The 22,977-nt window shown below is 76.0% G+C and carries 25 protein-coding genes; 8 read left to right on the top strand and 17 right to left on the bottom strand.

Annotated features, from left to right (window positions below; all coding sequences use genetic code 11):
- Positions 1 to 33 precede the first annotated feature (33 nt).
- The 8 genes from BZB76_RS20590 to BZB76_RS20555 all read right to left on the bottom strand — a co-directional run bounded on the left by BZB76_RS20590 (position 34) and on the right by BZB76_RS20555 (position 7,529).
- A complete protein-coding gene (locus tag BZB76_RS20590) occupies positions 34 to 1,470 on the bottom strand; it encodes a hypothetical protein (protein WP_121435992.1) in 1,437 nt (478 codons plus the stop codon).
- The gene (locus tag BZB76_RS20585; protein ID WP_121435991.1) at positions 1,467 to 1,934 is read right to left on the bottom strand and encodes a hypothetical protein; all 468 of its coding nucleotides are present in this window, start codon (positions 1,932 to 1,934) and stop codon (positions 1,467 to 1,469) included. Before BZB76_RS20585 ends, BZB76_RS20590 begins: the two co-directional genes overlap by 4 nt.
- On the bottom strand, positions 1,931 to 3,160 hold the full coding sequence (locus tag BZB76_RS20580) for a molybdopterin-dependent oxidoreductase (protein WP_121435990.1): 1,230 nt from the start codon (positions 3,158 to 3,160) through the stop codon (positions 1,931 to 1,933). Before BZB76_RS20580 ends, BZB76_RS20585 begins: the two co-directional genes overlap by 4 nt.
- Positions 3,136 to 3,753: a class I SAM-dependent methyltransferase gene (locus tag BZB76_RS20575; RefSeq protein ID WP_121435989.1), complete on the bottom strand. Its 618-nt coding sequence runs from the start codon at positions 3,751 to 3,753 to the stop codon at positions 3,136 to 3,138. The genes BZB76_RS20580 and BZB76_RS20575 overlap by 25 nt, the downstream gene beginning before the upstream one ends.
- Positions 3,750 to 4,469, bottom strand: coding sequence for a TIGR04282 family arsenosugar biosynthesis glycosyltransferase (locus BZB76_RS20570; RefSeq protein WP_121435988.1), 720 nt, complete (start codon positions 4,467 to 4,469; stop codon positions 3,750 to 3,752). The genes BZB76_RS20575 and BZB76_RS20570 overlap by 4 nt, the downstream gene beginning before the upstream one ends.
- Positions 4,466 to 5,146 (bottom strand): glycosyltransferase family 2 protein, encoded by a 681-nt coding sequence (locus tag BZB76_RS20565; RefSeq protein WP_211343089.1) that lies wholly within the window; start codon positions 5,144 to 5,146, stop codon positions 4,466 to 4,468. Before BZB76_RS20565 ends, BZB76_RS20570 begins: the two co-directional genes overlap by 4 nt.
- Positions 5,147 to 5,183: 37 nt before the next feature.
- Positions 5,184 to 6,338: an NAD-dependent epimerase/dehydratase family protein gene (locus tag BZB76_RS20560; RefSeq protein WP_121435987.1), complete on the bottom strand. Its 1,155-nt coding sequence runs from the start codon at positions 6,336 to 6,338 to the stop codon at positions 5,184 to 5,186.
- Positions 6,339 to 6,461: 123 nt separating this feature from the next.
- The gene (locus BZB76_RS20555; protein ID WP_121435986.1) at positions 6,462 to 7,529 is read right to left on the bottom strand and encodes an aminotransferase class V-fold PLP-dependent enzyme; all 1,068 of its coding nucleotides are present in this window, start codon (positions 7,527 to 7,529) and stop codon (positions 6,462 to 6,464) included.
- An 84-nt stretch (positions 7,530 to 7,613) separates the two neighbouring features.
- On the opposite strand from BZB76_RS20555, the gene BZB76_RS20550 reads away from it, so the two are divergent.
- From BZB76_RS20550 to BZB76_RS20535, 4 genes are all read left to right on the top strand, one after another.
- Complete coding sequence (locus tag BZB76_RS20550) at positions 7,614 to 8,612, top strand: LysR family transcriptional regulator (protein WP_121435985.1); 999 nt, start codon at positions 7,614 to 7,616, stop codon at positions 8,610 to 8,612.
- Positions 8,605 to 9,126 (top strand): pyridoxamine 5'-phosphate oxidase family protein, encoded by a 522-nt coding sequence (locus BZB76_RS20545; protein ID WP_121435984.1) that lies wholly within the window; start codon positions 8,605 to 8,607, stop codon positions 9,124 to 9,126. Before BZB76_RS20550 ends, BZB76_RS20545 begins: the two co-directional genes overlap by 8 nt.
- A 109-nt stretch (positions 9,127 to 9,235) precedes the next feature.
- On the top strand, positions 9,236 to 10,111 hold the full coding sequence (locus tag BZB76_RS20540) for a hypothetical protein (protein ID WP_147449480.1): 876 nt from the start codon (positions 9,236 to 9,238) through the stop codon (positions 10,109 to 10,111).
- Positions 10,112 to 10,694: 583 nt separating this feature from the next.
- Entirely contained in the window at positions 10,695 to 11,486 is a 792-nt protein-coding gene (locus BZB76_RS20535) for an SDR family NAD(P)-dependent oxidoreductase (RefSeq protein ID WP_121435982.1), read from the top strand.
- Between the two features lie 443 nt (positions 11,487 to 11,929).
- On the opposite strand, the gene BZB76_RS20530 is transcribed toward BZB76_RS20535, so the two are convergent.
- From BZB76_RS20530 to BZB76_RS20515, 4 genes are all read right to left on the bottom strand, one after another.
- Positions 11,930 to 12,400 carry a TIGR00725 family protein gene (locus tag BZB76_RS20530; protein ID WP_246007074.1) on the bottom strand — a complete coding sequence of 157 codons (471 nt, stop codon included), beginning with the start codon at positions 12,398 to 12,400 and terminating at the stop codon, positions 11,930 to 11,932.
- Positions 12,401 to 12,512: 112 nt separating this feature from the next.
- Positions 12,513 to 12,812 carry a 4a-hydroxytetrahydrobiopterin dehydratase gene (locus BZB76_RS20525; protein WP_121435980.1) on the bottom strand — a complete coding sequence of 100 codons (300 nt, stop codon included), beginning with the start codon at positions 12,810 to 12,812 and terminating at the stop codon, positions 12,513 to 12,515.
- Positions 12,813 to 12,943: 131 nt separating this feature from the next.
- Positions 12,944 to 14,200 carry a hypothetical protein gene (locus BZB76_RS34850; RefSeq protein ID WP_170180687.1) on the bottom strand — a complete coding sequence of 419 codons (1,257 nt, stop codon included), beginning with the start codon at positions 14,198 to 14,200 and terminating at the stop codon, positions 12,944 to 12,946.
- On the bottom strand, positions 14,133 to 15,371 hold the full coding sequence (locus BZB76_RS20515; RefSeq protein WP_121435979.1) for a hypothetical protein: 1,239 nt from the start codon (positions 15,369 to 15,371) through the stop codon (positions 14,133 to 14,135). Before BZB76_RS20515 ends, BZB76_RS34850 begins: the two co-directional genes overlap by 68 nt.
- Positions 15,372 to 15,678: 307 nt before the next feature.
- On the opposite strand from BZB76_RS20515, the gene rsgA reads away from it, so the two are divergent.
- Together rsgA and BZB76_RS20505 are read left to right on the top strand one after the other, a co-directional pair.
- The gene (gene rsgA, locus BZB76_RS20510) at positions 15,679 to 16,782 is read left to right on the top strand and encodes a ribosome small subunit-dependent GTPase A (RefSeq protein ID WP_121435978.1); all 1,104 of its coding nucleotides are present in this window, start codon (positions 15,679 to 15,681) and stop codon (positions 16,780 to 16,782) included.
- Positions 16,783 to 16,790: 8 nt separating this feature from the next.
- Complete coding sequence (locus tag BZB76_RS20505; protein WP_246007073.1) at positions 16,791 to 17,342, top strand: GNAT family N-acetyltransferase; 552 nt, start codon at positions 16,791 to 16,793, stop codon at positions 17,340 to 17,342.
- 91 nt (positions 17,343 to 17,433) lie between these two features.
- Here the strand turns inward: BZB76_RS20505 and BZB76_RS20500 are convergent, their stop codons facing one another.
- A complete protein-coding gene (locus tag BZB76_RS20500) occupies positions 17,434 to 18,306 on the bottom strand; it encodes an ABC transporter permease (protein ID WP_121435977.1) in 873 nt (290 codons plus the stop codon).
- Complete coding sequence (locus tag BZB76_RS20495) at positions 18,303 to 19,280, bottom strand: ATP-binding cassette domain-containing protein (protein WP_121435976.1); 978 nt, start codon at positions 19,278 to 19,280, stop codon at positions 18,303 to 18,305. Before BZB76_RS20495 ends, BZB76_RS20500 begins: the two co-directional genes overlap by 4 nt.
- A gap of 107 nt (positions 19,281 to 19,387) precedes the next feature.
- Between BZB76_RS20495 and BZB76_RS20490 the strand changes: the two genes are divergently transcribed.
- On the top strand, positions 19,388 to 20,104 hold the full coding sequence (locus tag BZB76_RS20490) for a TetR/AcrR family transcriptional regulator (RefSeq protein ID WP_121435975.1): 717 nt from the start codon (positions 19,388 to 19,390) through the stop codon (positions 20,102 to 20,104).
- Positions 20,105 to 20,153: 49 nt separating this feature from the next.
- Here BZB76_RS20490 and BZB76_RS20485 read toward each other — a convergent pair whose 3' ends face one another.
- A complete protein-coding gene (locus BZB76_RS20485) occupies positions 20,154 to 20,567 on the bottom strand; it encodes a nuclear transport factor 2 family protein (RefSeq protein WP_121435974.1) in 414 nt (137 codons plus the stop codon).
- 64 nt (positions 20,568 to 20,631) lie between these two features.
- Here BZB76_RS20485 and BZB76_RS20480 point away from each other — a divergent pair, with 64 nt between their 5' ends.
- Positions 20,632 to 21,180 carry a TetR/AcrR family transcriptional regulator gene (locus tag BZB76_RS20480; RefSeq protein WP_121435973.1) on the top strand — a complete coding sequence of 183 codons (549 nt, stop codon included), beginning with the start codon at positions 20,632 to 20,634 and terminating at the stop codon, positions 21,178 to 21,180.
- 205 nt (positions 21,181 to 21,385) lie between these two features.
- Here the strand turns inward: BZB76_RS20480 and BZB76_RS20475 are convergent, their stop codons facing one another.
- On the bottom strand, positions 21,386 to 22,093 hold the full coding sequence (locus BZB76_RS20475; protein ID WP_121435972.1) for an RlpA-like double-psi beta-barrel domain-containing protein: 708 nt from the start codon (positions 22,091 to 22,093) through the stop codon (positions 21,386 to 21,388).
- Between the two features lie 390 nt (positions 22,094 to 22,483).
- The gene (locus BZB76_RS20470) at positions 22,484 to 22,945 is read right to left on the bottom strand and encodes a MarR family winged helix-turn-helix transcriptional regulator (protein WP_121435971.1); all 462 of its coding nucleotides are present in this window, start codon (positions 22,943 to 22,945) and stop codon (positions 22,484 to 22,486) included.
- Positions 22,946 to 22,977 lie beyond the last annotated feature (32 nt).

Below are 22,977 nucleotides of genomic sequence, written 5' to 3'. Positions count from 1 at the left end.
GGCAGGAGGGGTGCCGTCCCCCCGGGGGGTGGGTCACCAGGGGGACAGCACCAGCGCCTGGACGGTCACCGCGGTCGCCGCCTGCGCCGCCAGCCACGCCCGGGCCGGGGGACGGTGCAGCGCCGCGGCGGTCATGAGCCACACGGCGTACGGCACCCAGATCCGTTCCACCTCTCCCCTGGTCACACCCGAGACGTCCAAGGCCAGCGCCCCGACCAGCCCGGCCGCGGCGAGGACCGCGACCGCGGCGGCCGGGGTGCGGGCCCGGGCCCGGGTCCGGGCCGCGTCGCGCAGCGCGCCCGCCGCCCGGGGCAGCGCGTGCGCGACCGCCGGGCCGGTCAGCAGGCCCAGCACGGCCAGGTTCGCGGCCGAGAAGTACGCGTAGGAGCGTTGCGCTGACCCGCGGCTGACCAGGTAGGTGTCCAGGGTGGCGCGGACACCGTCCGGCCACCAGAACCCCAGCGCCGTGAACGTCGCCGGCACCACCGCCAGACCCACCGCCGCGGCGACCACCAGGACCGCGCGGGGACGGCACGCCACCCGTCCCACCAGCACCACCGCCGCCAAGGGCACCGCGGCCAGCGGCAACAGCCCGTAGCTCAGGTACGGCAGGCAGCCCAGCAGCAGCCCACCGCCCGCCGCGGCCGCGACCGCGGCCGCGACCGCGCCGACACCCCCGCGGTCGCGGCGGGCCGCGACCGTGAGCAGCGCCGTCCCCCACGCGCCCACGGCCATGAACAACGCGTCCATCGCGGTCGCGACCCACAGCGCCAGCGGCGCCAGGACCAGGAACGGCACCGCCGCCCGCGCCGCGCGTTCCCCGGCCGCGCACCGCACCGTCACCGCGACCGCGGCGACCGTGGAGGTGCCCGCGGCGATGAGGAACGCGGCCGCCCAGCCGGTGCCGCCGAGCCCGACGCGTTCCAGCGCCCACAGCACCAGCGTCGGCAGCGGCGGATGCCCCCGCACGTGGGTGGTGTAGCCGCCGAGGCGTTCGGTGAACGTCCGCAGCCACTCCAGGGGGTCCGGGCGCAGCTGCGCCAGGCCCGCCGGGTACTCGGTCGGCGCGTCCAGGGGCCGGGCGAGCGCGTCCCACCCGTCGGTGGCGGCCAGCGCCACCGTCCACACCGCGGCGGCCGCCCACGCGACCGGTGGCAGGGTCCGCCACGGCAGCCGCGCCGCCAGCACCGGCAGGAACACCACGGCGGCGGCCGCGACGCCGACGACGGGAAGCAGATCCCAGGTCAGCGGCCGTTCCCGGGCCCGCGCGTGCAGGGGCGGCAGGTCGTCCTCGGTGGCCAGGCCGGCGCGGCGCAGATACCAGCCGACCGTGAACGCCGCCGCGATCCCGACCGCCCACACCGCCACGGCGCCCCACCCGGCCCACCGCCCTCCCGTCCCCCACGGCGCGCTTCGGGTCCGGGTGCCGATCCGGGCGCGGGTCCGGTCGCGGGTCGGGGTGGGCGTCATCGGCGCCTCTCCCGCCGCGCGGCGGCCCGGCGGGCCACGACCTTCCCCGCGAACCCCGCCACGGACCCCGCGAACCCCGCCACGGACCCCGCGGACCTGGCCGGGGGCCCGGCCGCGCAGAGCACCACCACGACCGCCAGCACCACCGCCAGGTTGCGGTCGTAGGGCAGCGGCAGGCGGGACGGCTCGTCGGCGCGGCGCCCGTACCCGAGGACGAGCGGCGCCGCCACCAGGGTCACCGCTCCCCCGATGACCAGCGCGGTCCGCGCGGCGCGCCGCCACGGCCCGGGCAGCCGCCCGGTCGCCACGCCCGCCACCAGCACCACCGGGACCAGGACGGCGTCGTGCAGGACCGCGGCGCCGGCGAACCACACCGCCCACGCGGCGGCGTCGACGTGCGCGGCGATCCCGTAGGCGCCCCAGGCGATCAGCGCCAGTCCCGCCACGGTCACGACGACCCTCATGTGATCACCAGCCGGTGCACCCATTTGGTCTGCATGACCCCGGGCCGGTTGGGCGCGATCAGGCGGCACGGTCGGCCGTGGTCGAGGTCGAGGGGCGCGCCGCCCAGGTCCAGGGCCAGCAGGGTCAGCGGGTCGTGCCAGTGCCGGGCGTCGACCTGCGAGGTGCGGTAGATCCCGGCGGCCTGCAGCGACTCCACCCGCACCCGCGCGTCGTCGGGGGCGCCGGCCAGGGCCAGCAGGTCCCGCAGCCGCACCCCGCGCCAGTCGCCGTCGACGCTCCAGCCCTCCACGCACGCGATCGGCAGCCGCGCCGAGTGCTGCGGGAGGGCGCGCAGCTCCTCCAGCGACAGGACGAGTTCGCGGCGGACACGTCCGGTGACCGTCAGCCGCCAGCCGGGGTCGCGGGCCGCCACGGTCACCCCCGCGGCGGCGGCGGACTTGTTGACCGGCAGGTCACGGGGTCCGGCCGGGGTCCCGTGGCCGGGTCGGCGCGGCGCCAGCACCGCCAGCCGCGCCAGCGGCGCGAACGTCTCCCCGACCGTGGTCGCGGCGATGACCCCGCTCGCGGCGGCGACGGTGAGCAGGAACCCGCGGCGGCCCACCGCGTCCTGCGGGCGGGTCATCACCGCGCGCCGCGTGGCGGGCCACCGGTCGGCGGCGTGGATCAGCAACGCGCCGAAAACGATGTAGGCGGTCCAGTAGTGCGCGGTGGTGAACAGGAACGGGAACGCGTACCAGTACCCGATGTTCAGCACGCCGGTGACGGTCTGGAACAGCGCCCCACCGACCAGCGCGAAGATCGCCAGCCGGCGTGCCGCGTGCGTCAGCGACCGGACGGGCGGCCACTGCCACAGCTTCGGGTAGACCGTCCACAGCTTGGCCAGCAGCAGCGGCACCGTCGCCAGCCCGCCGATCACGTGGACGCCCTGGGTGACCCGGTACAGGTTCACCGGACGCGACGGCCACTGCGCCCAGCCGGGCGGGTGCTGCATGAAGTGGGAGATCAGCCCGGTCGCGAACGCCGACACGAAACTCACGCCGAGCGCCACGCCCAGCCACGCCGCGACCCGCTCGTCGTGCAGACGGCTGGTGAACCGCCCCGACACCCCGTCCGGCCCGACGCGCAGCACCCGGTGCGGTATCGCCGGTGGTCCCGTCCACGGTCGGCGGGTCGCCAGGCGGGCCAGGGCCGCGGGGAGGTTCAGCGGTGGAGGGCGACGAACCATCGGCCCGCCTCCTCCCAGGTGTCGGTGACGGTCGCGGCGCACGCGGCGGCGAGCCCGGCGGCGGCGTCGGCCGCCACGTGCGCCCAGGGGAACCACGCGCCGACCGCGCGGCCCGACCGCAGCCGCAGCGGCTCCACGTGGGACGCGGCGCCGGGCGGGTCGACCTCGACCAACACCCGGCCGTCGGGGGCGAGCAGCGTCAGGACGCGGCGCAGCAGCGCGGCGGGGTCGCCGCCGATGCCGATGTTGCCGTCGGCGAGCAGCACGGTCCGCCACCGTCCGGTGCCGGGGACGCGGCCGAACACGTCCCGGCACAGCGCGGGGCCGCCCGCGGCGACCGTCAACGCGACCGCGGCGGGCGCGATGTCGATGCCCAGTACCGGGACGCCGCGCCGCGCCAGTGCCACGGTGAGGCGGCCCGGCCCCGATCCGACGTCGAGGGTGGCGCCGTGGCAGCGGGCCAGCAGCCCGCCGTCGCCGGGCCGGTCCGCGAGCCATTCCCGCACGGGCAGGGGCCTGCGGCGCCCGTCGGCGTGTTCGATCTCGACCGGGCCGCCACCGCGCAACGCGTCCTCGTACAGTTCACCGATCACGCCGGAACACCCCGGCCGTCCCGCGCGTCTTGGGTCGGCGCGTTCCGGGACTGTGCGTTCCGAGACAGTGCGTGGACGGTCGCGGCGAACCGGCCGTGCGGGCGGCCGTCACGGGTGAGGGCGGCGGCGACGGACGCGGCGTCGGCGGGGGTGTCGACGTCGGTGAGGGCGGGCAGTTCGGCGACGTCCAGTCCGGCGGCGCGCAGCCGCGCCAGCAGCGCGCCGCCGGTGTCGGGGCGCGACATCGGGACGCCGCGCAGCAGCCGGGCGTCGGGGCGCCGCAGTCCCAGCAACCAGAACCCGCCGTCGGTCGCCGGGCCGAACACCGCGGCGCGGCGGCGCAGGGCCCGCTGGGCCCGGGCGAGCAGCGCGGGCGTGACCTGCGGGGTGTCCATCCCGATGAGGACCAGCGGGCGGCCCGCCCAGGCGTCGGTGAACGCGTGGGCCAGCCGTTCGTCCAGGCCGTCGCCGCGTTGGACGGTGACGGTGAACCCGGCGGGCAGCCACGGCCCGGGCGCGCCGTCCAACGCGAGGATGCGACGCCCCGCCGGGGTCGCGGCGACGGCGGTGAGGGTGTCGCGCAGCGCCGCCTCGGCCAGCGCGGCGGCCTCGGCGGGCGTGTAGGCGGGGGTCAGCCGTGTCTTGACCCGCCCCGGCACGGGCTCCTTGGCGATCACGATCAGGTCCGCCGGGCCACCGCCCGCCGCAGGGGTCACGGGGTCACCTCGGTCAGGACGCGGCGCATGACACGGCGCATGTCGCGGACGGCGCGGACCGTCCCGCCGAGGGTCCCGGTGACCTTGGAGTGCCCGGTGCGGGGACGGTAGGCGACGTCGACCTCCCCGATCGGCCAGCCGGCGCGGGCGGCGCGCAGCACCATCTCCAGCGGGTACCCGAACCGGCGGTCGGTCAGGTCGAGGGCGAGGAGCGCGTCGCGGTGGGCGGCGCGCATCGGGCCGAGGTCGTGCAGGCGGGTGCCGGCGCGCCGGTTCAGGGACCGGGCCAGGACGGCGTTGCCGAGCCGGGCGTGCGGCGGCCACGCGCCGCGCCCGGTCGGGCGGCGCCGGCCGAGCACCAGCCCGGCCGCGCCGCCGTCCCGCTGGGCGTGCAGCGCGGCGGTGAGGCGGGGCAGGTCGGCGGGGTCCAGGGACGCGTCGGCGTCCATCACGCACACCACGTCGGTGCGGGCGGCCAGCAGCCCCTGGTGGCAGGCGGCGCCGAAGCCGCGGTCGGGTGCGGCGACGACCCGGGCGCCGTGCCCGGCGGCGACGCGCGCGGAGCCGTCGGTGGAGGCGTTGTCGACGACCAGCGGCCGGAACCCAGCGGGCATCCGGCCCAGGACCCAGGGCAGCGCCTCGGCCTCGTTGAGGCACGGGAGAATCACATCGATCACGGCTCCGACGTTACTGTGGGTGACGGTCGGGCGACCCTTACGAACTGGTGACGGGGCGTCGCGCGAACTCGGCGATGCCGTCGTCGAACGTGACCGACGCGGTGAATCGGAGTTCGCGGCGGGCCCGGTCGGGGCGGGCGACGATGTGGCGGACGTCCCCGAGCCGGTAGTCGCCGGTGACGCGCGGCGCGGGCCCGCCGACCGCGTCGGCCAGCGCGGCGGCCAGGTCACCGACCGTGCGGGGCATGCCACTGGCGATGTTGTAGGCACGCGACCCACCCGGCTCGAGCCCACCCGTGGCGGTCGTGCCCGTGGCGGTCGTGCCCGTGGCGGTCGTGCCCGGTTCGGTCGTGCCCGGTTCGGTCGTGCCCGGTTCGGTCGTGGGCGGTGTGGTCGTGGGCGGTGTGGTCGTGGGTGTGGCGGCGTGTTCGAGTGCCAGGACGTTGGCGCGGGCGACGTCGCGGACGTGGACGAAGTCGCGGCGCTGTCCGCCGTCCTCGAACACCAGCGGCTCCCGGCCGTTCGCCAGCCGCGACCGGAAGATCGCCGCGACGCCCGCGTAGGGGGTGTCGCGGGGCATCCGCGGCCCGTACACGTTGTGGTACCGCAGCGCCGCGACCGTCCCGCCGGTGGCCCGGGCCCACGACGCGGCCAGGTGTTCCTGGGCGAGTTTGGTGTCGGCGTAGGCGTTGCGGGGGTCGGGTGGGGCGTCCTCTCCCACGGCGGCGGGGGCGAGGGGGCGCCCGCAGGTGGGGCAGTCGGGTTCGAACCGTCCGGCGCGCAGCGCGTCCTCCGGGCGCGGCCCGGGGCGGACGGGGCCGTGCCGGTCGCAGGTGTAGGCGCCCTCCCCGTACACCACCATCGAGGACGCAAGGACCAGGACGCCGACTCCGGCGCGGGCCATCTGCGCCAGCAGCACGGCGGTGCCCTGCACGTTGACGGAGGTGTAGTCGGGCAGGTCGGACACGTCCACGCCGAGGCCGACCTTGGCGGCCTGGTGGCAGACGGCGTCGACGCCCTTCAGCCGCCGCGCGACCGCGTCGGCGTCCCTGACGTCGCCGACCGTGGTGTCGGCGGGGCCGTGGGGGCCGGGCCGGGTGTCGAGGCCGCGGACGTGGTGGCCGGCGGCGGTGAGGGCCTCGGCGATGTGGGAGCCGATGAACCCGGCCGACCCGGTGAGCAGTACGTTCATGCCGACGAACGTAGAACGCCGCGGGCGCCGGACGGCCGGTGACGGGCCCGCCGCGGCGCGCCGTTCGCACCTCGTAAGGACTTCCCGCCCCCGGCTGCGGGCCCTTCGGGGGTGCGGGTGGGGTCAGGCGTGGGCGAGCAGGGGCGCGAGGAGGGCGGCGGCCTTGTCGACGTCGGCGTCGGTGGTGCTCAGGTGGAAGGCGCAGCGCAGCCGTCCCGCCCGCATCGACGCGATCACCCCGTTGGCGCGGAGCCGGTCGGCCGTGCCGTCGGGGACGGCGACCGACACGATCGCCGACCCGTCCGCCAGGTCGTCGGCCGGCAGGTCCAGCGCCGCGCGGAAACGCCGCGCCAGCCGCACGTCATGGTCGTGGACGGCGGTGACGCCGACGCGTTCCAGCAGTTCCAGGGCGGGGGCGTGCCCGGCCCAGCACTGCCACGCCGGGGACAGGTCCAGGCGCCGCGCGTCCCGCGCCAGACGTAGCGGCAGCCCGTACACCGAGTCCCAGATGTCGGCGCCGGCGTACCATCCGGCGGCGAGGGCGGGCAGGGCGTCCAGGGCCTCGGCGGTGCCGGTGAGGAAGCAGGTGCCGCGGGGGCCGAGGAGCCACTTGTAGCCGCCGCACACCAGCCAGTCGACGCGGTCGGCGGGCAGCGGCAGCCATCCGGCGGCCTGGGTGGCGTCCAGCAGGATCCGGGCGCCGTGCGCGCGGGCGGCGCCGATCACCTGGTCGAGGGGGGCGACGCGGCCGTCGGCGGACTGCACGGCCGACACCGCGACCAGGGTGGTGGCGGCGTCGACGTGGTCGGCGATCCGGTCCAGCGGCGCCGACCGGACGGTCAGGTCGGCGCGGGCGGCGAACGGCCACAGCAGCGAGGTGAAGTCGCCGTCGGCGACCAGGACGGTGGCGCCGGGCGGCAGCGACGCGGCGACCAGCCCGACGAAGTGGGACACCTGCGGCCCGCACGCGACCCGCGCGGCGGGCACGCCGAGCAGCCGCGCGAACGCCTCCCGGGACCGGGTGACCGCCTCGTCCAGCAGGGCGGGCGTCATCAGCCCGGCGGCCCGGTCCCGTTCGGCGGTGAGCATCGCCTCGTGCGCGGCGCGGGGCGGCAGGCCGTAGGTGGCGGTGTTGAGGTAGGCGACGTCGGCGCCGAAGCGGCGTTGCGCGTCCTGCACGGAAAGGGTCATGCACTGATCGTCGACCACACCCCGGCCATAGCACAAAGTACGGTTACCTGGGTGACCCATAAACGGGGTTGATAGTTTGTGGGGATGTTGGACCTGCATCGGGGCCGGATCCTGCGGGAGGTGGCGCGGCTGGGGTCGATGACCGCGGCGGCGCGGGCGCTGGCCTACACCCAGCCGGCGGTGTCGCACCACATCGCGCGGTTGGAGGCCGAGGTCGGGACGCCGCTGGTGGTGCGGCACGGCCGGGGCGTGCGGTTGACCGAGGCGGGCCGGATCCTGGTCGAGCACGTCGAGGACGTCCTGGCCCGGATGGACGACGCCGAGGAGCGGATCGCCGCGATCGCCGGGTTGCGGGCCGGGCGGGTGCGGGTGGCGGTGTTCCAGACCGCGGCGGGCGGGTTGCTGCCCGACGCGCTGGCGGGGCTGCGGGCCCGCGCGCCGGGCGTGTCGGTGACGCTGGCGGACGCCGACCCGACCGAGGCGCTGGGCCTGCTGCGGGCCGGGGAGACCGACATCGCGGTGGTGTTCCGGTACGCGCAGATGCGTCCCGACACCGACGCGCGGTTCCGGGAGGTGGTGCTGGGCGACGATCCGCTGCGCGTGGTCGTCCCGGCCGGGCATCCGGTCACCGCCGCGGACCGGCCGCGGCTGGGCGACCTGGCCGCCGAGACGTGGGCGTCGGGGTGCGCGCGGTGCCGCGACCACCTGCGGTGGGCGTGCGCGCGGGCGGGCTTCGAACCCGACATCGCCTACGCCACCGAAGACCATGTCGCGATCCAGCGGCTGGTCGCTCGGGGTCTGGCGGTCACCACGCTGCCGGCGCTGGCGTTGGGCCTGCACACCGAGCCGGGCGTCGCGTCCCGCGACGTGCCCGGGGTCGGCCGCCGCCGCATCAGCGCGCTGGTCCCGGCGGGTCCGCGTCCCCCGGCGGTGCAGGCGCTGCTGGAGGAACTGGTGGCCCGGGGCGTGGGCGGCGATGAGTTCCCGCGCCCGGCGCGGTCGACATCGGGTGAGACCCGACCCGACGGGGGCACCTTCGACGGGAACGGTTCCGACGAGGAAGGCGAGGACGACGATGAGTGACCGTGAGCCCGGCGACGCCCGGAACCTCGACATCTACGGCGGTGGTGAGCTGGCGTGGGACGCGGTGCGGGACGCGCTGGTCGAGGCGCTGCCGAAGATGGAGACACCGGTGTTCCTGGGGACGGTCCGGCCCGACGGCCGTCCGCACGCGGCGGGCGTCGGCGCGCTGTGGCATGACGGCGACCTGTACTTCACCAGCGGGCCCGGCACCCGCAAGTCCCGTGACCTGGCGGCGAACCCGGCGTGCACGCTGTCGGTCCGCACCCCGATCGCGGACGTGGTGCTGGAGGGCGAGGCGCGGCGCGTCACCGACCCGGCGGTGCTGGAGCCGGTCGCCGCCGGTTACCGGGAGGGCGGCTGGCCCGCGCGGGTGGACGGCGACGCGGTCACCGCGCCGTTCAGCGCGCAGAGCGCGGGCCCGCCGCCCTGGCACGTGTACCGGTTCACCTTCCACACCGTCGTCGCGGTCGGGATCCGCGAGCCGTTCGGCGCGACCCGGTGGCGTTTCCCCTGACCCCGGGGGCCGGCCGGCGACCCCGGTCCGCGGGCGTGTCGACTTTGGTCTACCGGGCGTGGCCGTTCGGGCGATTCCCGCGCCGCCGGCGCCGCCGAGAATCGGGGGTATGACTGGGGGCATCTCCTTGAGCGGCGGGCCCGCGGGCCGTTGGACGCTCGTCCACGACGGTCGCCGCCTGCAGGTGGAGACCGGGCGCGTCGGGTGGAACCGGGTCGTGCGGCTGTTCGTGGACGGTGACCTCGCCGGGGAGACCACGACCGACTGGTTGACGGCGACCCTTCCGTACGGGGAGCCGTCCGGCGGGTCGAGCGTCGTCGTCGGGTTCGACGCGCTCGGGTTCGTCGACGGGCAGGCGGCACGTTGCGACCTGGTCCCGTCCACCCCCGGCGAGGACGAGGCGGGGCCGGACACCGCGACCATCCCCGACTCGGCCCCGACGGTGAACCTGAACAAGGACCGTGACGAGGCTCGGAACGAGGGCGAGGAGGTCGGGGCGGAGCGGGTGGCGTTCGAGCCCGCGGAGGGGACGCGGGCGGCGCGGCGGGAGGCGCTGGCGCGGGCGCATCCGACCCTGTACGCCTCGCGGCATGTGGTGGTGGCGGTCGGGCGGGTCCTGTTCCCGCTGCTGGGGTTGGGTCTGTTGGTGCGGGCGCTGCTGAGGGCGTTGCCGTCGCCGGACGTGCGGCTGCCGGGAGTGGACCTGCCGTCGATCCCGCGTCCGGACATTCCCTGGCCGGACGTGCCGTGGCCCGATCCGCCGGATGTGTCGGTACCGCCGTGGGTGACCGTGATCCTGGCGACCGCGAAGTTCTGGGGGCCGATCCTGGTCGCGGTGGGTGTCACGGTGCGGGAGGCCCGCCGGCGCAGACGTCAGGCCGCGCGGCCCGCCAGGTCCTCCGCCGAATCGCCCTCCGAATCGCCCTCCGAATCGTCCGCCTCCGAGCCCATTGCGCCGCCTGCCCGCAGGGACCGTCGATCGTGAGGGCCCCGGCGACCACCTGACGGCGAGGCCGGTCGCCCGGGCCGTGTGCGTCCGGCGATTCGCCCTACCCACGACGGGTTCCCAACCCCGCCACCGGCCCGGTCCCGTCTGAATCGTTCGCCCCGTCGTCCGCCCCATCATCCGTCGAGACGCCTGCCACGGGGACCGTAGGTCATGAGGACCCTGGCGGGCGCCTGACGGCAAGGCGGGCGCCGGCCGCCCGCCGTCGCCTGGGCCGTGCGGGGCCGGCGATTCGCCCTGCCCGCGACGGTCCCCAACCCCGCACCAACCCAGTCCCATCTGGATTGTCCGCCCCGTCGTCCGTCGAGGCGTCTGCCCACGGGGACCATAAGTCGTGAGGATCCTGGCGGTCGCCTGGGCCGTGTGGGGCCGGCGATTCGCCCTGCGCCCGCGTTGGTCCCCAACCCCCGCCACCTGCCTGGTTCCGCCTGGGTCGTTCGCCCGTCGTCCGTCGAGGCGCCTGCTCGTGGGGGTCGCCGATCATGAGCAACCGGCGGGCACTGACGGTGAGGACTGTCGGTGACCCGCGCGGCCGTCTTCGACGCCCGTACACTGTTCGGTCATGGGCGATCACCGGTCACCGCTTCCGTATCTGTCGGAGTTGTTCTCGCTGGAGGGCCGGGTCGCGGTGGTGACGGGCGGCAGTTCGGGCATCGGCCGGGCGATCGCCGAGGCGCTGGGACGGGCGGGCGCGTCCGTGGTGATCGTGGCGCGGCGGGAGGCCGAGCTGGCCGCGACCGTCCGGGACCTGGAGGGGCACGGTTGCCGGGCGGCGTGGGTGAGCGCCGACCTGGGTTCGCGGGACGGGGTCGCGCGGGCCGCCGAGGCCGCGGCGGCGGTGTTCGGGGAGCCCGACATCCTGGTGAACGCGGCCGCGGTCAACCTGCGGCCGCCGATGGACGAGCTCGGCGCGGACGTGTGGGACACCACGATGGCGGTGAACCTGGACGCGCCGTTCCTGCTCGGGCAGCGGTTCGGTCCGGGGATGGCCGCGCGGGGGTTCGGCAGGTTGGTCCACATCGCGTCCCAGCAGGCGTTCCGGGCGTCGGTGACCAGCGGCGCCTACGGGGTGTCGAAGGCGGGGCTGGTGGCGTTGGCGCGGTCGCAGGCCGAGGCGTGGTCGAGCCGCGGTGTCACCGCCAACACGCTGGTGCCGGGGTTCGTGATGACGCCGCTGAACGCCCGGTTGGCGTCGGACCCGGAGATGACACGGGCCCTGGCGGCCCGGACGATGACCGGCCGTAACGGCCTGGCCGAGGACTTCGCGGGCGCGGCGGTGTTCCTGGCGTCGGCGTCGGCGTCCTATGTCACCGGTCAGTCGATCTTCGTGGACGGCGGCTACTCCGCCCACTAGGCCGCGTCGCCCGCCTCGCTCCGGCGTCCGGTGCACCCGGACGTCCCGCTGCGCGACCGGAACCTGCCGCCGAGGTGATCGCCGCGCGGCCTCGGACGAACGGGAGACGATCACCCGACAATCCCGGAAGGGTCGCCGAAACTCCCAGGGGGCGAGCCATGCCAGTGGCACCCGAACCCTTGAATCGTGGCGGCGACGGCGCAGACTCAGTCGGCTTGAGCCGGCGTCGGAGGCCAGCCGTGTCCTGGCTCGGCGCCGACCGGCCCGTCTCGACGAAGCTCCGATGCCGCGTCGACACGCCCTGGGCTCACGTGTCGAAGCGCCCTTCGGGCACGCGCCGACGTCCGAACGGCGACGGGAATCGGGTCCGAGGGCACATCGCGCGAGGTGAAGTCGGCCTCGCCGGCGGCACGGCCGTGACTGTCCCGCTCCGCCCCCGGGGGTTACGGGTCGAACAGTCCGGTGGCGCGGACCGCGTCGGCCGGATCGGTGGCGTGGACGATTCCGCCGACGGGGTGTCCGTCCTCGTCGTGGATCCGCCACCCGCCGAGTTGCACGACGGGGACGGTGCCGCGTCGCATCGCCAGTGCCAGTTCCGCGAGGGTCCCCCATGATCCGCCGACGACGATCACGGCGTCGGCGGCGTTGACGATCACGGTGTTGCGGCCCTGGCCGAGGCCGGTGGGCAGCGCGACGGTCAGGTCGGGTCCGGCGGCGGCCCGGTCGGCGGCGGGCAGCAGCCCGACGGTGACGCCTCCGGCGGCGCGGGCGCCGGCGGCCGCGGCGGCCATGACGCCGCCGAGCCCGCCGCAGATCACCACGGCGCCGTGCCCGGCCAACAGCCGCCCGGTCTGGTAGGCGTGGTCCCACTGGCGTTCGGTGCAGTCGGCGGGTCCGCACACCGCCACCTGCACGGTCCCCCGCCCTGTCCCCCGCCCTGTCCCCCGCCCTGTCGCCCGCCGTGGCGCCGTCCGTGGCGCCGTCCGTTCGGCCGCGGGTCCGTTCCCGTGCTCGGACATCGGGCGGCTACCGGGCGCCGTGCCGGTCGGCGATCCGGTCGATCTCGGCGGCGAGGTCGAAGTCCCGACCGGTGAGGCCGCCGGCGCTGTGGGTGGTCAGCGTGAAGGTCAGGGTGCGCCAGCGGATGTCGATGTCGGGGTGGTGGTCGGCGTCCTCAGCGGCGCGGGCGACGTCGGTGACCACGTCGATGCCGGTGAGGAAGGAGGGGGCCTTCACCTGCCGGTGGATCCGGTCGCCGTCGCGGGTCCAGGCGGGCAGGTCGCGTAGGCGGTCGGTGACGGCGGTGTCGTCGAGAGTGTCGCCCATCGGGTGTGCCTCCGTTTCGTCGGCCCGTGCTCGCCCGGGAGGTCCGGTCCCCGTTCTCGAGTACATCACGCGCCGCCGACCCGGCCGAGCCCAGGCCACCGGGCAGGTCACCGGGCTGGTCACGGACCGGTTCAGGGGCGGGGCGCGGGGTCGTCGGGCGGGGCCGGCGCGGTGATCTCGACGCGGACCTCGACGGGGTCGGTGGGGTCGGCGGTGGCGTGGGCCCACGGGTCGTCGGCCGGTTCCACGGTTTCCACGGTCGCCTGGACGACGACGGGGGCCGGGGGTGTCGGGGTGGGGCGGGTGGCGGTGGTCCAGGTGGTCTTGGCGACGTCCACGACGACGTCGCGGGAGACCTCGACGATGATGCCGCGCAGGGTGTCCTTCATGGCGAGTTTGAGGGCGTCGCGGATCAGTTCGCGCAGGACGGTCTCGATCGCGGCGGACGCGGCGCGGGCGGTGGCGCGCAGGGCCAGGTCCCGGGCGGTGCGGGCCAGGTCGCTGCCCGCGGCGGCGGTGAGCAGGTCCCCGGCGGCGCGGGCGGCGCCGGTGAGCGGGGCGAGTTCGGCGGGGACGCCGCCGGGCGGCGCGGCGGCCCGGGCGGCGGCGTGCGCGGTGTCGCGGGCGCGGTCGCGGAGTGCGGCGGCCAGGTCGCGGGCGGTCTGTTCGGCGGTCTCGCGGACGACGCGGGCGATGATGTCGCGGCCGACGACCAGGGCGGCGTCGACGGCGGCGTCGGTGACGGCGTCGACCGCGGTGTCCACGACGGCCTTGGTCGCGGCCTGCACGACGGGTGTCGACACGGTCGCGGACACGGTCGCGGTGACGGTGCGGCCGGCCACGCCGCGGGCGGTGGCGGCGACGTCGCGGGCCAGGGGGTGGCCGGTGGCCAGGCGGCGCGCGGCGGCGGTGAGGGGGTGCCGGGCGGCCTGCTGCGCGGCCTGTTCGGCGAGGGTCATGGCGGTGGCGGCGGCCTCGAACGCGGTCGCGGTGGCGGGGTTGGTCGCGGCGGCGTCGCGGGCCTCGGTGACGGCGCGTTCGGCGGCGCTGGTGGCGACCCGGACGGCGGCGTCGCGGGCGGCCTGTTCGATCGCCTTCATCACCGGTGTTCCCGCCATCTGGTCCAGGACGCGGGTCGCGGCGACGGCGGCGGCGTCGCGGGCCGCCGCGGCGACGGGCTCACCGGCGGTGGCGGCGATCCGCGCGGCGGCGGGGGCCAGGGCGTCCCAGAGCTCTTCCAGCCGCGCGGCGGCGGCCCGGTCGGCGCGGCCGGCGCGTTCGGCGAGGCCGGTGCCGGGACGGTCGGGGCCGTCGGCCCGTTCACCGCGCGCGTCGGCGGGTTCCACGGCGTCGTGCAGGGTGTCGTTCCGGGTGTCGTTGTCGTCCACGGCCACTCCCCTCGTCGCGATCCGCCCCCAAATCACCATAACTTCCGAAGTCGGCCGCCGGTTCCGGTGTGGGCGCGCAGGACGGGCAGGGGACGCGGGTGCGGCGGGCGTAGGCGTGGGCGGCGACGGCCATCCCGGCGCCCCACAGCAGGTAGGAGGGGACGGCGACCCAGAAGAACGACTCGGGCAGGTCCAGGCCGCCCTCGGCGGGGAACGGGTTACGGCCGTGGAGCCGTTCCCAGATCATCTGCAGCAGCATCAGCCCGAAGTAGACGGTGAGGCCGCCGGAGATCGCGGTGCCGGGCCACAGCACCAGCCGGCGGGGGACGCGGCGTCCGCGCAGGGCGGGCACGAACCGGGGCCACGTCCGGCCGAAGGAGTGCACCAGCGCCGGCGGCAGCAGGCAGCCGCCGAGCAGGAACCCGGCCTCGAACAGCACCGCGGAGGGGCCGCCGGACAGCGGGGACCGGCCGAACCCGACGGCGGCCTGCGCGGCGACGCGGGTGAGGCATCCGGCGACGGCGAGGTAGGCGGCCGCGAACGCCCACGCCGGGGTGTGCGTGAGCGGTCCCGCCGCGCCGGGGCGGCGGCCGCAGCGGACGCATCCGGGGCGGACGCGGCGGGCGTGGGCGCGGGCGGACAGGCCGGTGAGGATCCCGCCGGTGACGCAGGCGGCGCGGCTGAGCGCGCCGAGGGGGTAGAACCGGACGCCGAGGCCGGGCAGGACCGCGCCGATGACGTCGAGCAGCAGCAGCGCACCGGACGCGACCAGGCACAGCGCGGCCGTCCACGCCGCCGCCGACAGGGCCCGGCGGGGCAGCGGCCCGAGCGTGGCGGCGCGTGGGACGGCGAGCGCGGCCAGGACCACGGCGGTGGCCCCGCACAGCGCGGCGGCGGCCCAGCCGGTGAAGGCGACCAGGTCGGTGCCGACGGGCGACAGGTCGTCGGGACGGTGCCCGGACGCCCAGTACACGCGCAGGGCGCCGTAGGCGGCGACCCAGGCGCACGCGACGAGCGGCAGCCGCCCCCGCGCCGCCCACGCCCGGCCCGCGGCGGAGGGCGAACTGTGCTCGGGTGCGTGGTCGGCGGCGCCGGCGCGGTCACCACGGTCGTCGGAGTCCGCACGGTCGTCGGAGTCCGGACGGGAGTGCTTGCCGAGGATGGAGGCCATGGCCTGATCGTGTGCGCCGGCCCCGGGCCGGTACCTCCCCGCCGCGACCGATCCGCCTCCCCCGCGCGGGGGACCCGGAAAAAGAGTTGGCGGGCCCTCCGCCGACGGGTAGAGTCGCCTGTGGACTCGTGAGGAGGTGGGGACGAATGGCCGTCACTGCGGTGACCGCTGCCCGCGGCAGCGTTCAGCCCGTCCTCATTTCCCGGGCCGCCGGCTGACCCGTTCCCGCACGCACCGATTCGGCATCGATCCGACTCGTCGTTGCGGCGTGTCCGCGCCGGGGCCCTCTCACACGAAGGTTCCCTCATTGTCTTCCTCATCAGCGGGGTCGTCCCTGGCCGCATACGGCTGGGACACGGCCCTGGAGAACGAGTTCACTTCCCACCGCGCCGCGGGGCTGGTCCCCGGGCGGGTGGCCGCGGTCGACCGCGGCCTGTGCGACGTGGTCACCGAGTCCGGTCCGCTGCGGGCCTCCGCCGGGCCCGTCGCGGGATCGGCCGCCGGGCCGGGTGATCCGGTGGCGGCGCCGTGCACGGGCGACTGGGCGGCGTTGCGCCTGGACGGCCCGGACGGGCGGCCCGTGGTGGCGGCGCTGCTGCCGCGCCGGACCGCGATCGTGCGGTCGTCGGCGTCGCGGGACTCTCACGGCCAGGTGCTGGCCGCCAACGTCGACACCGTCGCGATCGCGGTGTCGCTGGACACCCGCCTGGATCTGGGTCGGGTGGAGCGGCTGCTGGCGTTGGCGTGGGAGAGCGGGGCACGGCCGGTGGTCGTGCTCACCAAGTCCGACCGCGACGACGACACGGCGTCGGCGTTGGAACAGGTCGCCGCCGTCGCGCCGGGCGTGGACGTGGTGGCGTGTTCGGCCGCGACCGGCGACGGCGTCGACGTGGTCCGCGCCGTCCTGACCGGGACGGTGGTGCTGCTCGGCGCGTCCGGCGCGGGCAAGTCCACGCTCGGGAACGCGCTGCTGGGCGAGCAGGCGCTGGCGACCGGCGCCGTCCGGGACAGTGACGGCAAGGGCCGTCACACCACGGTGCGGCGGGAGCTGCTGCCGTTGCCGGGCGGCGGTGTCCTGATCGACACGCCGGGGCTGCGGGGCGTGGGTCTGGTGGAGGCGTCCGCGGGACTGGAGCGGACGTTCGCCGACATCGAGGACCTGGCGGCCGGGTGCCGGTTCGGTGACTGCGCGCACCGGGCCGAGCCGGGCTGCGCGGTCCTGGCGGCCGTGGCGGACGGGGTGCTGCCGCGCCGCCGACTCGACAGCTACCACAAGCTGCTGCGCGAGAACGAGTGGGCGGCGGCGCGGACCGACGCGCGGCTGCGCGCCGAGCGCAACAACCGGTGGAAGGTCGTCATGCGCGAGCAGCGACGCCGATACCAGGAGCGCGATCGGGGGCGGGGCCGGTGACCGGGTCGGTGACGGGACCGATGATGTGGACGGTCAGGCCGGAGACGCCCGAGGACCGGGCCGCGGTCCGCGCGGTGGTCGCGGCGGCGTTCCCCACTCCCGCCGAGGCGGACCTGGTGGACGCGCTGCGCGATGACGCGGCGTGGGTGCCGGGCCTGTCGATGGTCGCCGAACCGAAGGACCCCGAACCCGGGGCCGCCGGTGTCGCCGGGTACGCGTTGCTGACGCGGTGCCGGGTCGGCGGCGGGGCCGCGCTGGCGTTGGGGCCGGTGGCGGTGTCGCCGTGGGCGCAGGGCCGGGGCGCTGGCGGCGCGGTGGTCCGTGGCGTCCTGGACGTGGCGGCGGCGCGCGCGGCCAGGGGCGGGGAACGGCTGGTGGTCGTGCTCGGCCATCCGGAGTACTACCCGCGGTTCGGTTTCGTGCGGGCGTCGTCGCTCGGGGTGTCGGTGGCGTTTCCGGTGCCGGACGAGGCGTTGATGGCGCTGGTGCTGGACGGTCCGGGTCCGGTCCCGTCCGGTGTGGTGGCCTATCCGGCGCCGTTCGGCGTGCCGGGCCCGTAACACGCGGCTGAGAAGGGGGTCGCGTCCGGCGGTCGCCGGACGCGACCCCCCAACCGGCCCCCTGATCAGGGCTCTCGGGCCGGCTGTCGGGTCAGCGGCCGCGGCGGCGGTAGGTCCGCACCGACAACGGCACGAAGATCACCAGGAGGAGCGCCGTCCAGCCGAGGGTGGCGGCGACGGGGTGCGCCAACGGCCACGCCGTCTCGGCGCCGGGCCCGGCGGCGGGTCCGGTCGCGGGTGCGCCGGGGTTGTCGAACAGGTCGCGGCAGGCGGCGGTGAGGGCGCTGACGGGGTTCCATTCGGCGATGACCCGCAGCACGGTGGGCATCCCGTCGGTCGGGACGAACGCGTTGGACAGCATGGTGATCGGGAACACCAGCGGGACGAGTTGGTCGGCGGTCCGCTCGTTCTTCACCATCAGGCCGATGTGGCAGCCGACCCAGCTCAGCGCGTACCGCGTCAGGAGCAGCAGCAGGAACGCCTGGGCGGTGGGCACGATCCCGCCGTGGGCGCGCCATCCGACGAGGAGTCCGGTGGCGGCCATGATGGCCAGGCCGAGGACGCCGTTGAGGGCCTCGGCTCCGGTCTGCCCGAACGGGACGGCGGAGCGGGCCATGGGCATGGCGCGGAACCGGTCCATGACGCCGCGGGAGGCGTCGGTGGCCACGCGCAGGGTGACGGCCATGGTGGAGGTGAAGGTGACCATCGCGAACAGGCCGGGCATCAGGTATTCGCGGTAGTTCCCGCCGCCCGGCACGGCGATGGCGCTGCCGAACACGTATCCGAACAGCACCACCAGGATCGCGGGGAAGATCAGCGCGGTGAGGAGTTCGCCGGGTTCGCGGCGCAGGCGGCCGAGTTCGCGTTCGACGAGGGTGAGGCCGTCGGTGAGCGCCCACCGCACCCGCGCGGCCCGGGACGGGCCGCGACCGGCGGGCGCGAGCGCGGGGGCCGGGGCGGTCATCGGGTGGGGCCGTTCGCCGGGGCGGGACGCGGGGCGGTGGGGTCGGGGGCGCCGGTGAGGCGGAGGAACACCTCGTCGAGGGTGGGGCGGCGCAGTGCGACGTCGGCGGCGGTGACGTCGGCGGCGTCGAGTTCGCGGACGACGTCGGCGAGCCGGACGGTCCCGGCGGTGAGCGGGACGGTGAGGCGGTCGCCGTCCAGGGCCGGGTGGGTTCCGGTGAAAGTGTGCAGGACGGCGGCGGCGGCGCCGGCGGTGGCAAGGTCGTCCAGGACGATGTCGAGGCGATCGCCGATGGAGTCCTTGAGCCGGGCGGGCGGGCCGGTGGCGATGACGCGGCCGTGGTCGACGACGGCGATGTCGTCGGCGAGGTGGTCGGCCTCGTCCAGGTACTGGGTGGTGAGGACGACGGTGGTGCCGTCGGCGGCCAGGTCGCGGACGGCGTCCCAGATCTCGCCGCGGCCGCGGGGGTCCAGGCCGGTGGTGGGTTCGTCCAGGAACAGCACCTGGGGCCGCAGGATGAGGCTGGCGGCCAGGTCGAGGCGGCGGCGCATTCCGCCGGAGTAGCCGGCGACGCGCCGGTCGGCGGCGCCGGTGAGGTCGAGGCGTTCCAGCAGTTCGTCGGCGCGGCGGCGGGCGGCGGGGCGGGACAGGTGGTGCAGGCGGGCGAACATTCGCAGGTTGTCGCGGCCGGTGAGTCTCTCGTCGACGGCGGCATGCTGTCCGGCCAGGCCGATCCGGGCCCGGACCTGGTCGGGACGGCGGGCGACGTCGAAGCCGGCGACGCGGGCGCGGCCGGAGTCGGCGTCGGCGAGGGTGGCCAGGATCCGGACGGCGGTGGTCTTTCCGGCGCCGTTGGGGCCGAGGACGCCGCAGACCGTTCCGGCGGGGACGGTGAGGTCGAGCCCGTCGAGGGCCTGGGTGGGGCCGTGGCGTTTGCGGAGCGCCTCGGCGACCACGGCCGGTTCGTCGGTCACGGATAACCCCCTCTGAGTACGGTGTACGCAACAAGTGTGCCGCCAGGGTAAACAACTGGGTACGTCGTACGCAACTAGACTGCTCGCAGCGACGAGGAGGAGGCCCGTTGACCGGCGACCATGTCAGCATCTGGTCGGTCCCCGAACGGCAGGGCCGCGGCCCACGGCCCGCCTACAGCCGCGCGCGGATCACCGAGGCGGCGATCCGCGTCGCCGACGCCGACGGCCTGGACGCCGCGTCCATGCGCCGCATCGCCGCCGAACTCGGCACCGGCGCGATGTCGCTGTACCGGTACGTCCCCTCCCGCGGCGACCTGCTCGACCTGATGGCCGACCACGTCCTGGCCGAGATGGAGGTCCCCGACCGCCCCTCGGGCGACTGGCGCGCCGACCTCACCCTGATCGCCGACCGGACCCGCGCGCTGTGGCACCGCCACCCCTGGCTGGCGGTCCTGCACCGGCCGGGCCCCGCGCTCGGCCCCAACCGGCTGCGGCTGTCGGAGTTCGCGTTCGGCGCCCTGGACGTCGGCATCCCCATCGACGCCATGTTCGCGCTGCTGGAGATGCTGAACGGCTATGTCGAACGGGCGGTGCGCGGCGAACTGGACACGATCCGCGAGACCGAGCACAGCGGCCTGACACCCGAACGCCGGATGGCGCTCCACGGCCCCTACGTCCGCGAACTGCTGGCGTCCGGCAGGTACCCGATGTTCGAACGCCTCATCCGGGAGGCGCGCCTGCCGCACATGACCCCCGACGAGCATTTCCGCTACGGGCTGGACCGCGTCCTGGACTGCATCGCCGCGACCCTCCCACCTCCCTGACCGTTTCCCGGGCCGCTCTCCCCTGCGGGCCCTGCCAGCCCTGCCAGCGTCAGTCGGGTCGGCGGCCGAGCGGCGCCCGGTGGGGCACGACCGCGCGGTGGCGGATCCGCCAGCCGCCGTCGGGGCCGCGCACGAGCGTGTCCTGGTAGGTGACGCTCGCGCAGGTGCCGTCGGCGGCGACGCCGATGCCCTTGGAGCGGGCGCCGACCAGTCCGTCGCCGAGCGCCGTGAGCACCACGTTGGTGACGTGGTGCCCGACCGGGTTGTCGTCGCCCAGCTCCCGCGCCGCCCGCGCGCAGGCCGCGACGCCGTGCAGCGACGGCCGTCCCAGGCCCGACAGGTCGTAGACGACGTCGGGGGTGAACACCTCCTCCAGCCGGTCGAGTTCCCCGGCGTCGCACAGGTGCCCGTGCAGGGAGAGCACCTCGGTGATGGCGACCCGGTCCTCAAGCGTCACGTCCACGCGAAACCTCCTCGCCGCATCGAAACGGGGAGTTCCCCGTTTCGTTTGCCGAGGGGGTCGGGTGATGGCGCGCAGGGCCGACGCCGCCCGCAACGCGGGGTTGTTGGTCGCCGCGGCCAGAGAGCTGTTCGACGAGCACGGCCCCGAGGTCGCGCTGGACGAGGTCGCGCGGCGCGCGGGGGTCGGCAACGCGACCCTCTACCGGCATTTCCCCACACGCGGTGACCTGCTGGTCGCGGTGTACGCCGACGAGGTGGACACGTTGTGCGGGCGCGGCGCGGCCCTGCTCGACGACCCGGCGCCGGTGGAGGCGTTGTTCGGCTGGCTGGACGATTTCGTCGCGCACGTCGCGACCAAACGGGACCTGGCGTTGGCGGGCACCGCGGGCGCGGCGGGCCGGCGGAGCGCGCTGTTCGGCGGCTGGCACGAGGCGATGCGCGCGACCGCGGGACGGCTGCTGGAGCGGGCCCGGGGCGAGGGCGGCGTGCGGGCCGAGGTGGGCGTCGACGACCTGTTGGCGTTGGCGGGGGCCGCGGCGGTCGCCGGTCACGGCCCCGACCACGCCCGCGCCCTGCTGGCGCTCATGCGCCACGGCCTGACGGGTACGGCCTGACGGACGGGCCGGGCCGGTCACGGTGTGGTGACCACAGTTGCGAGAAGGTCGGGCCGTCGCGGCGGTCCGACTGTAAGCCTTGTGGTCGGCCGTCGCGACGGTCTGACTCGGACCCTGCACCGCTCACGCAGGATCGGGCGAGTCAGGATCCGAGCGTTTCGTCGCCCGGTGAAGCGCGGTTCGCCGGGCTACTGGCCGACCACCCTCAGCCGGGGCGTAGGGACGCGTCGTGGAGGGTGGTGTAGAGGGCGGTGTCGGTGAACCCGGGGCCGGTCTCCTCCCCGATGTAGAGGTCGATGTGGCGGGTGCCGCCGAGGCCGGGGGTGAACTCGTCCACGATGGTCCAGCGGGTGGTGCGGAACCGGGCGCAGAGGGCGTCGTCGATGGCGCCGCCGTCGTCGTCGTGGCCGCAGCGGGTGATGGTGAACCGGTGGCCGGGCGGCAGGACCGAGGGGTCGGCGGCGGCCGACCGCCAGGGGCGCAGGGCGCGGCCCGCGGTGTCGCGGGGCGCGCTGTCCAGCCAGTACCCGACGTCGTAGGACCAGTTGAGGTAGCGGCCGCGGTGGGGTCCGCTGGTGATGCGTCCGGTGCCCTCGTCGTGGACGGCCTGGACGAAGTCGGACGGGTAGGAGCCGAGGTGGTCGCGTCCGCGGTGGCAGTCCAGGCGGGGGCATCCCCGCACCGGGCGGCGGGGGCCGTGGTGGAACGACTCCACGGCCGTGTAGTAGACGGTGGCGGTCCAGCCGGAGGACTCGGCGGGCGGCGGCGGGCGGCCCTCGCGCTGTTGTGCCGCGGTGCAGGCCGTCCCCGTCGCCAGGACCAGCGCGGCGGCGCACAGCAGCGCCGGTCTGAGGGTGGGTCCGCTCGCGCCGTGGCGTCCGTGGGGTGTTCTGTGGGGGGATGTCCGTGACATGGGTCGGGCCGTGGCTCTCTCCGCTCGGTGCCGCACATCCGGGTCGCCGTGTGATCCTACGGCGTCCCGCTCCCGGGCGTCCTCCGGCCCCGACGCCATGGGGGGCGTGATCGGTGTCGGTGTCGGCGGGTGACGCTGAGCACGATCTCGCCTGGGGCGCGTCCCGTTTCGCTGATCGTGTGCGCCCGGGACGCTTCGTTGAGGGGCACCACGTTTCGGACGGCTATCTGGAGCCCGTCGATCAGGAGTCCGCCAGGAGTCCGCCGGGCGTCATGGTCTTCAGGGAGCGGCGTCCGTGGTCGGTGAGTTCGTCCGCGCCGAGCCCTGCGGAAGGGGATGGTGGGCGGCCCGCGCGGCACCGACGCCGCCGACGCCGTGGGCGGGGCGGTGTCATTCCTCGGTGAGGGGGGCTTCTCCGACGAGGCCGCGGAGGCGGTCGTTGGCGTGTTCGAGGGCGGTGAGGGTGGTCTCGCGCTCGTGGGCGGTGGCGGGGCCGAGGGTCTGGTCGGCGAGGCGGGCCCAGGCCTGTTCGATGGCGGGGACGAGTCGGTGTCCGGCGTCGGTGACCACGATGCGGACGCGGCGGCGGTCGGTGGGGACGCTCTCGCGCCGGAACCAGCCGCCCGCCTCCAGGCGGGTCAGGCTGCGGGTCGCGGTCGGCGGTTCGATGCCGAGCCGCGCGGCCAGTTCGGAGACCGTCATCCCCTCGGGTTCCTGCGCGAGGATCCACAGCAGGACGTCCTGTCCGGGGTGCAGGCCGAGCGCGGCGAGTTCGCGGGCCTTCGCGGCGCGGTAGAGCTTGCTCATCTTGTTCAGCGCCCGGTTGACGCGCATCGCCTCGGTGACATCCACGCACCGATCATATGAATGTATAGTCGGCTAAT

This window comes from Actinomadura pelletieri DSM 43383 (assembly GCF_003634705.1).
Classification (GTDB): domain Bacteria; phylum Actinomycetota; class Actinomycetes; order Streptosporangiales; family Streptosporangiaceae; genus Spirillospora; species Spirillospora pelletieri.
This window is presented reverse-complemented; position numbering and strand designations above follow the sequence as displayed.

Coding starts and splice junctions, on each gene's coding strand:
- BZB76_RS20590 (WP_121435992.1), bottom strand. CDS start 1,470: ATGACGCCCACCCCGACCCGCGACCGGACCCGCGCCCGGATCGGCACC.
- BZB76_RS20585 (WP_121435991.1), bottom strand. CDS start 1,934: ATGAGGGTCGTCGTGACCGTGGCGGGACTGGCGCTGATCGCCTGGGGC.
- BZB76_RS20580 (WP_121435990.1), bottom strand. CDS start 3,160: ATGGTTCGTCGCCCTCCACCGCTGAACCTCCCCGCGGCCCTGGCCCGC.
- BZB76_RS20560 (WP_121435987.1), bottom strand. CDS start 6,338: ATGAACGTACTGCTCACCGGGTCGGCCGGGTTCATCGGCTCCCACATC.
- BZB76_RS20555 (WP_121435986.1), bottom strand. CDS start 7,529: ATGACCCTTTCCGTGCAGGACGCGCAACGCCGCTTCGGCGCCGACGTC.
- BZB76_RS20550 (WP_121435985.1), top strand. CDS start 7,614: ATGTTGGACCTGCATCGGGGCCGGATCCTGCGGGAGGTGGCGCGGCTG.
- BZB76_RS20545 (WP_121435984.1), top strand. CDS start 8,605: ATGAGTGACCGTGAGCCCGGCGACGCCCGGAACCTCGACATCTACGGC.
- BZB76_RS20540 (WP_147449480.1), top strand. CDS start 9,236: ATGACTGGGGGCATCTCCTTGAGCGGCGGGCCCGCGGGCCGTTGGACG.
- BZB76_RS20535 (WP_121435982.1), top strand. CDS start 10,695: ATGGGCGATCACCGGTCACCGCTTCCGTATCTGTCGGAGTTGTTCTCG.
- BZB76_RS20525 (WP_121435980.1), bottom strand. CDS start 12,812: ATGGGCGACACTCTCGACGACACCGCCGTCACCGACCGCCTACGCGAC.
- BZB76_RS20515 (WP_121435979.1), bottom strand. CDS start 15,371: ATGGCCTCCATCCTCGGCAAGCACTCCCGTCCGGACTCCGACGACCGT.
- BZB76_RS20500 (WP_121435977.1), bottom strand. CDS start 18,306: ATGACCGCCCCGGCCCCCGCGCTCGCGCCCGCCGGTCGCGGCCCGTCC.
- BZB76_RS20480 (WP_121435973.1), top strand. CDS start 20,632: ATGGCGCGCAGGGCCGACGCCGCCCGCAACGCGGGGTTGTTGGTCGCC.
- BZB76_RS20475 (WP_121435972.1), bottom strand. CDS start 22,093: ATGTCACGGACATCCCCCCACAGAACACCCCACGGACGCCACGGCGCG.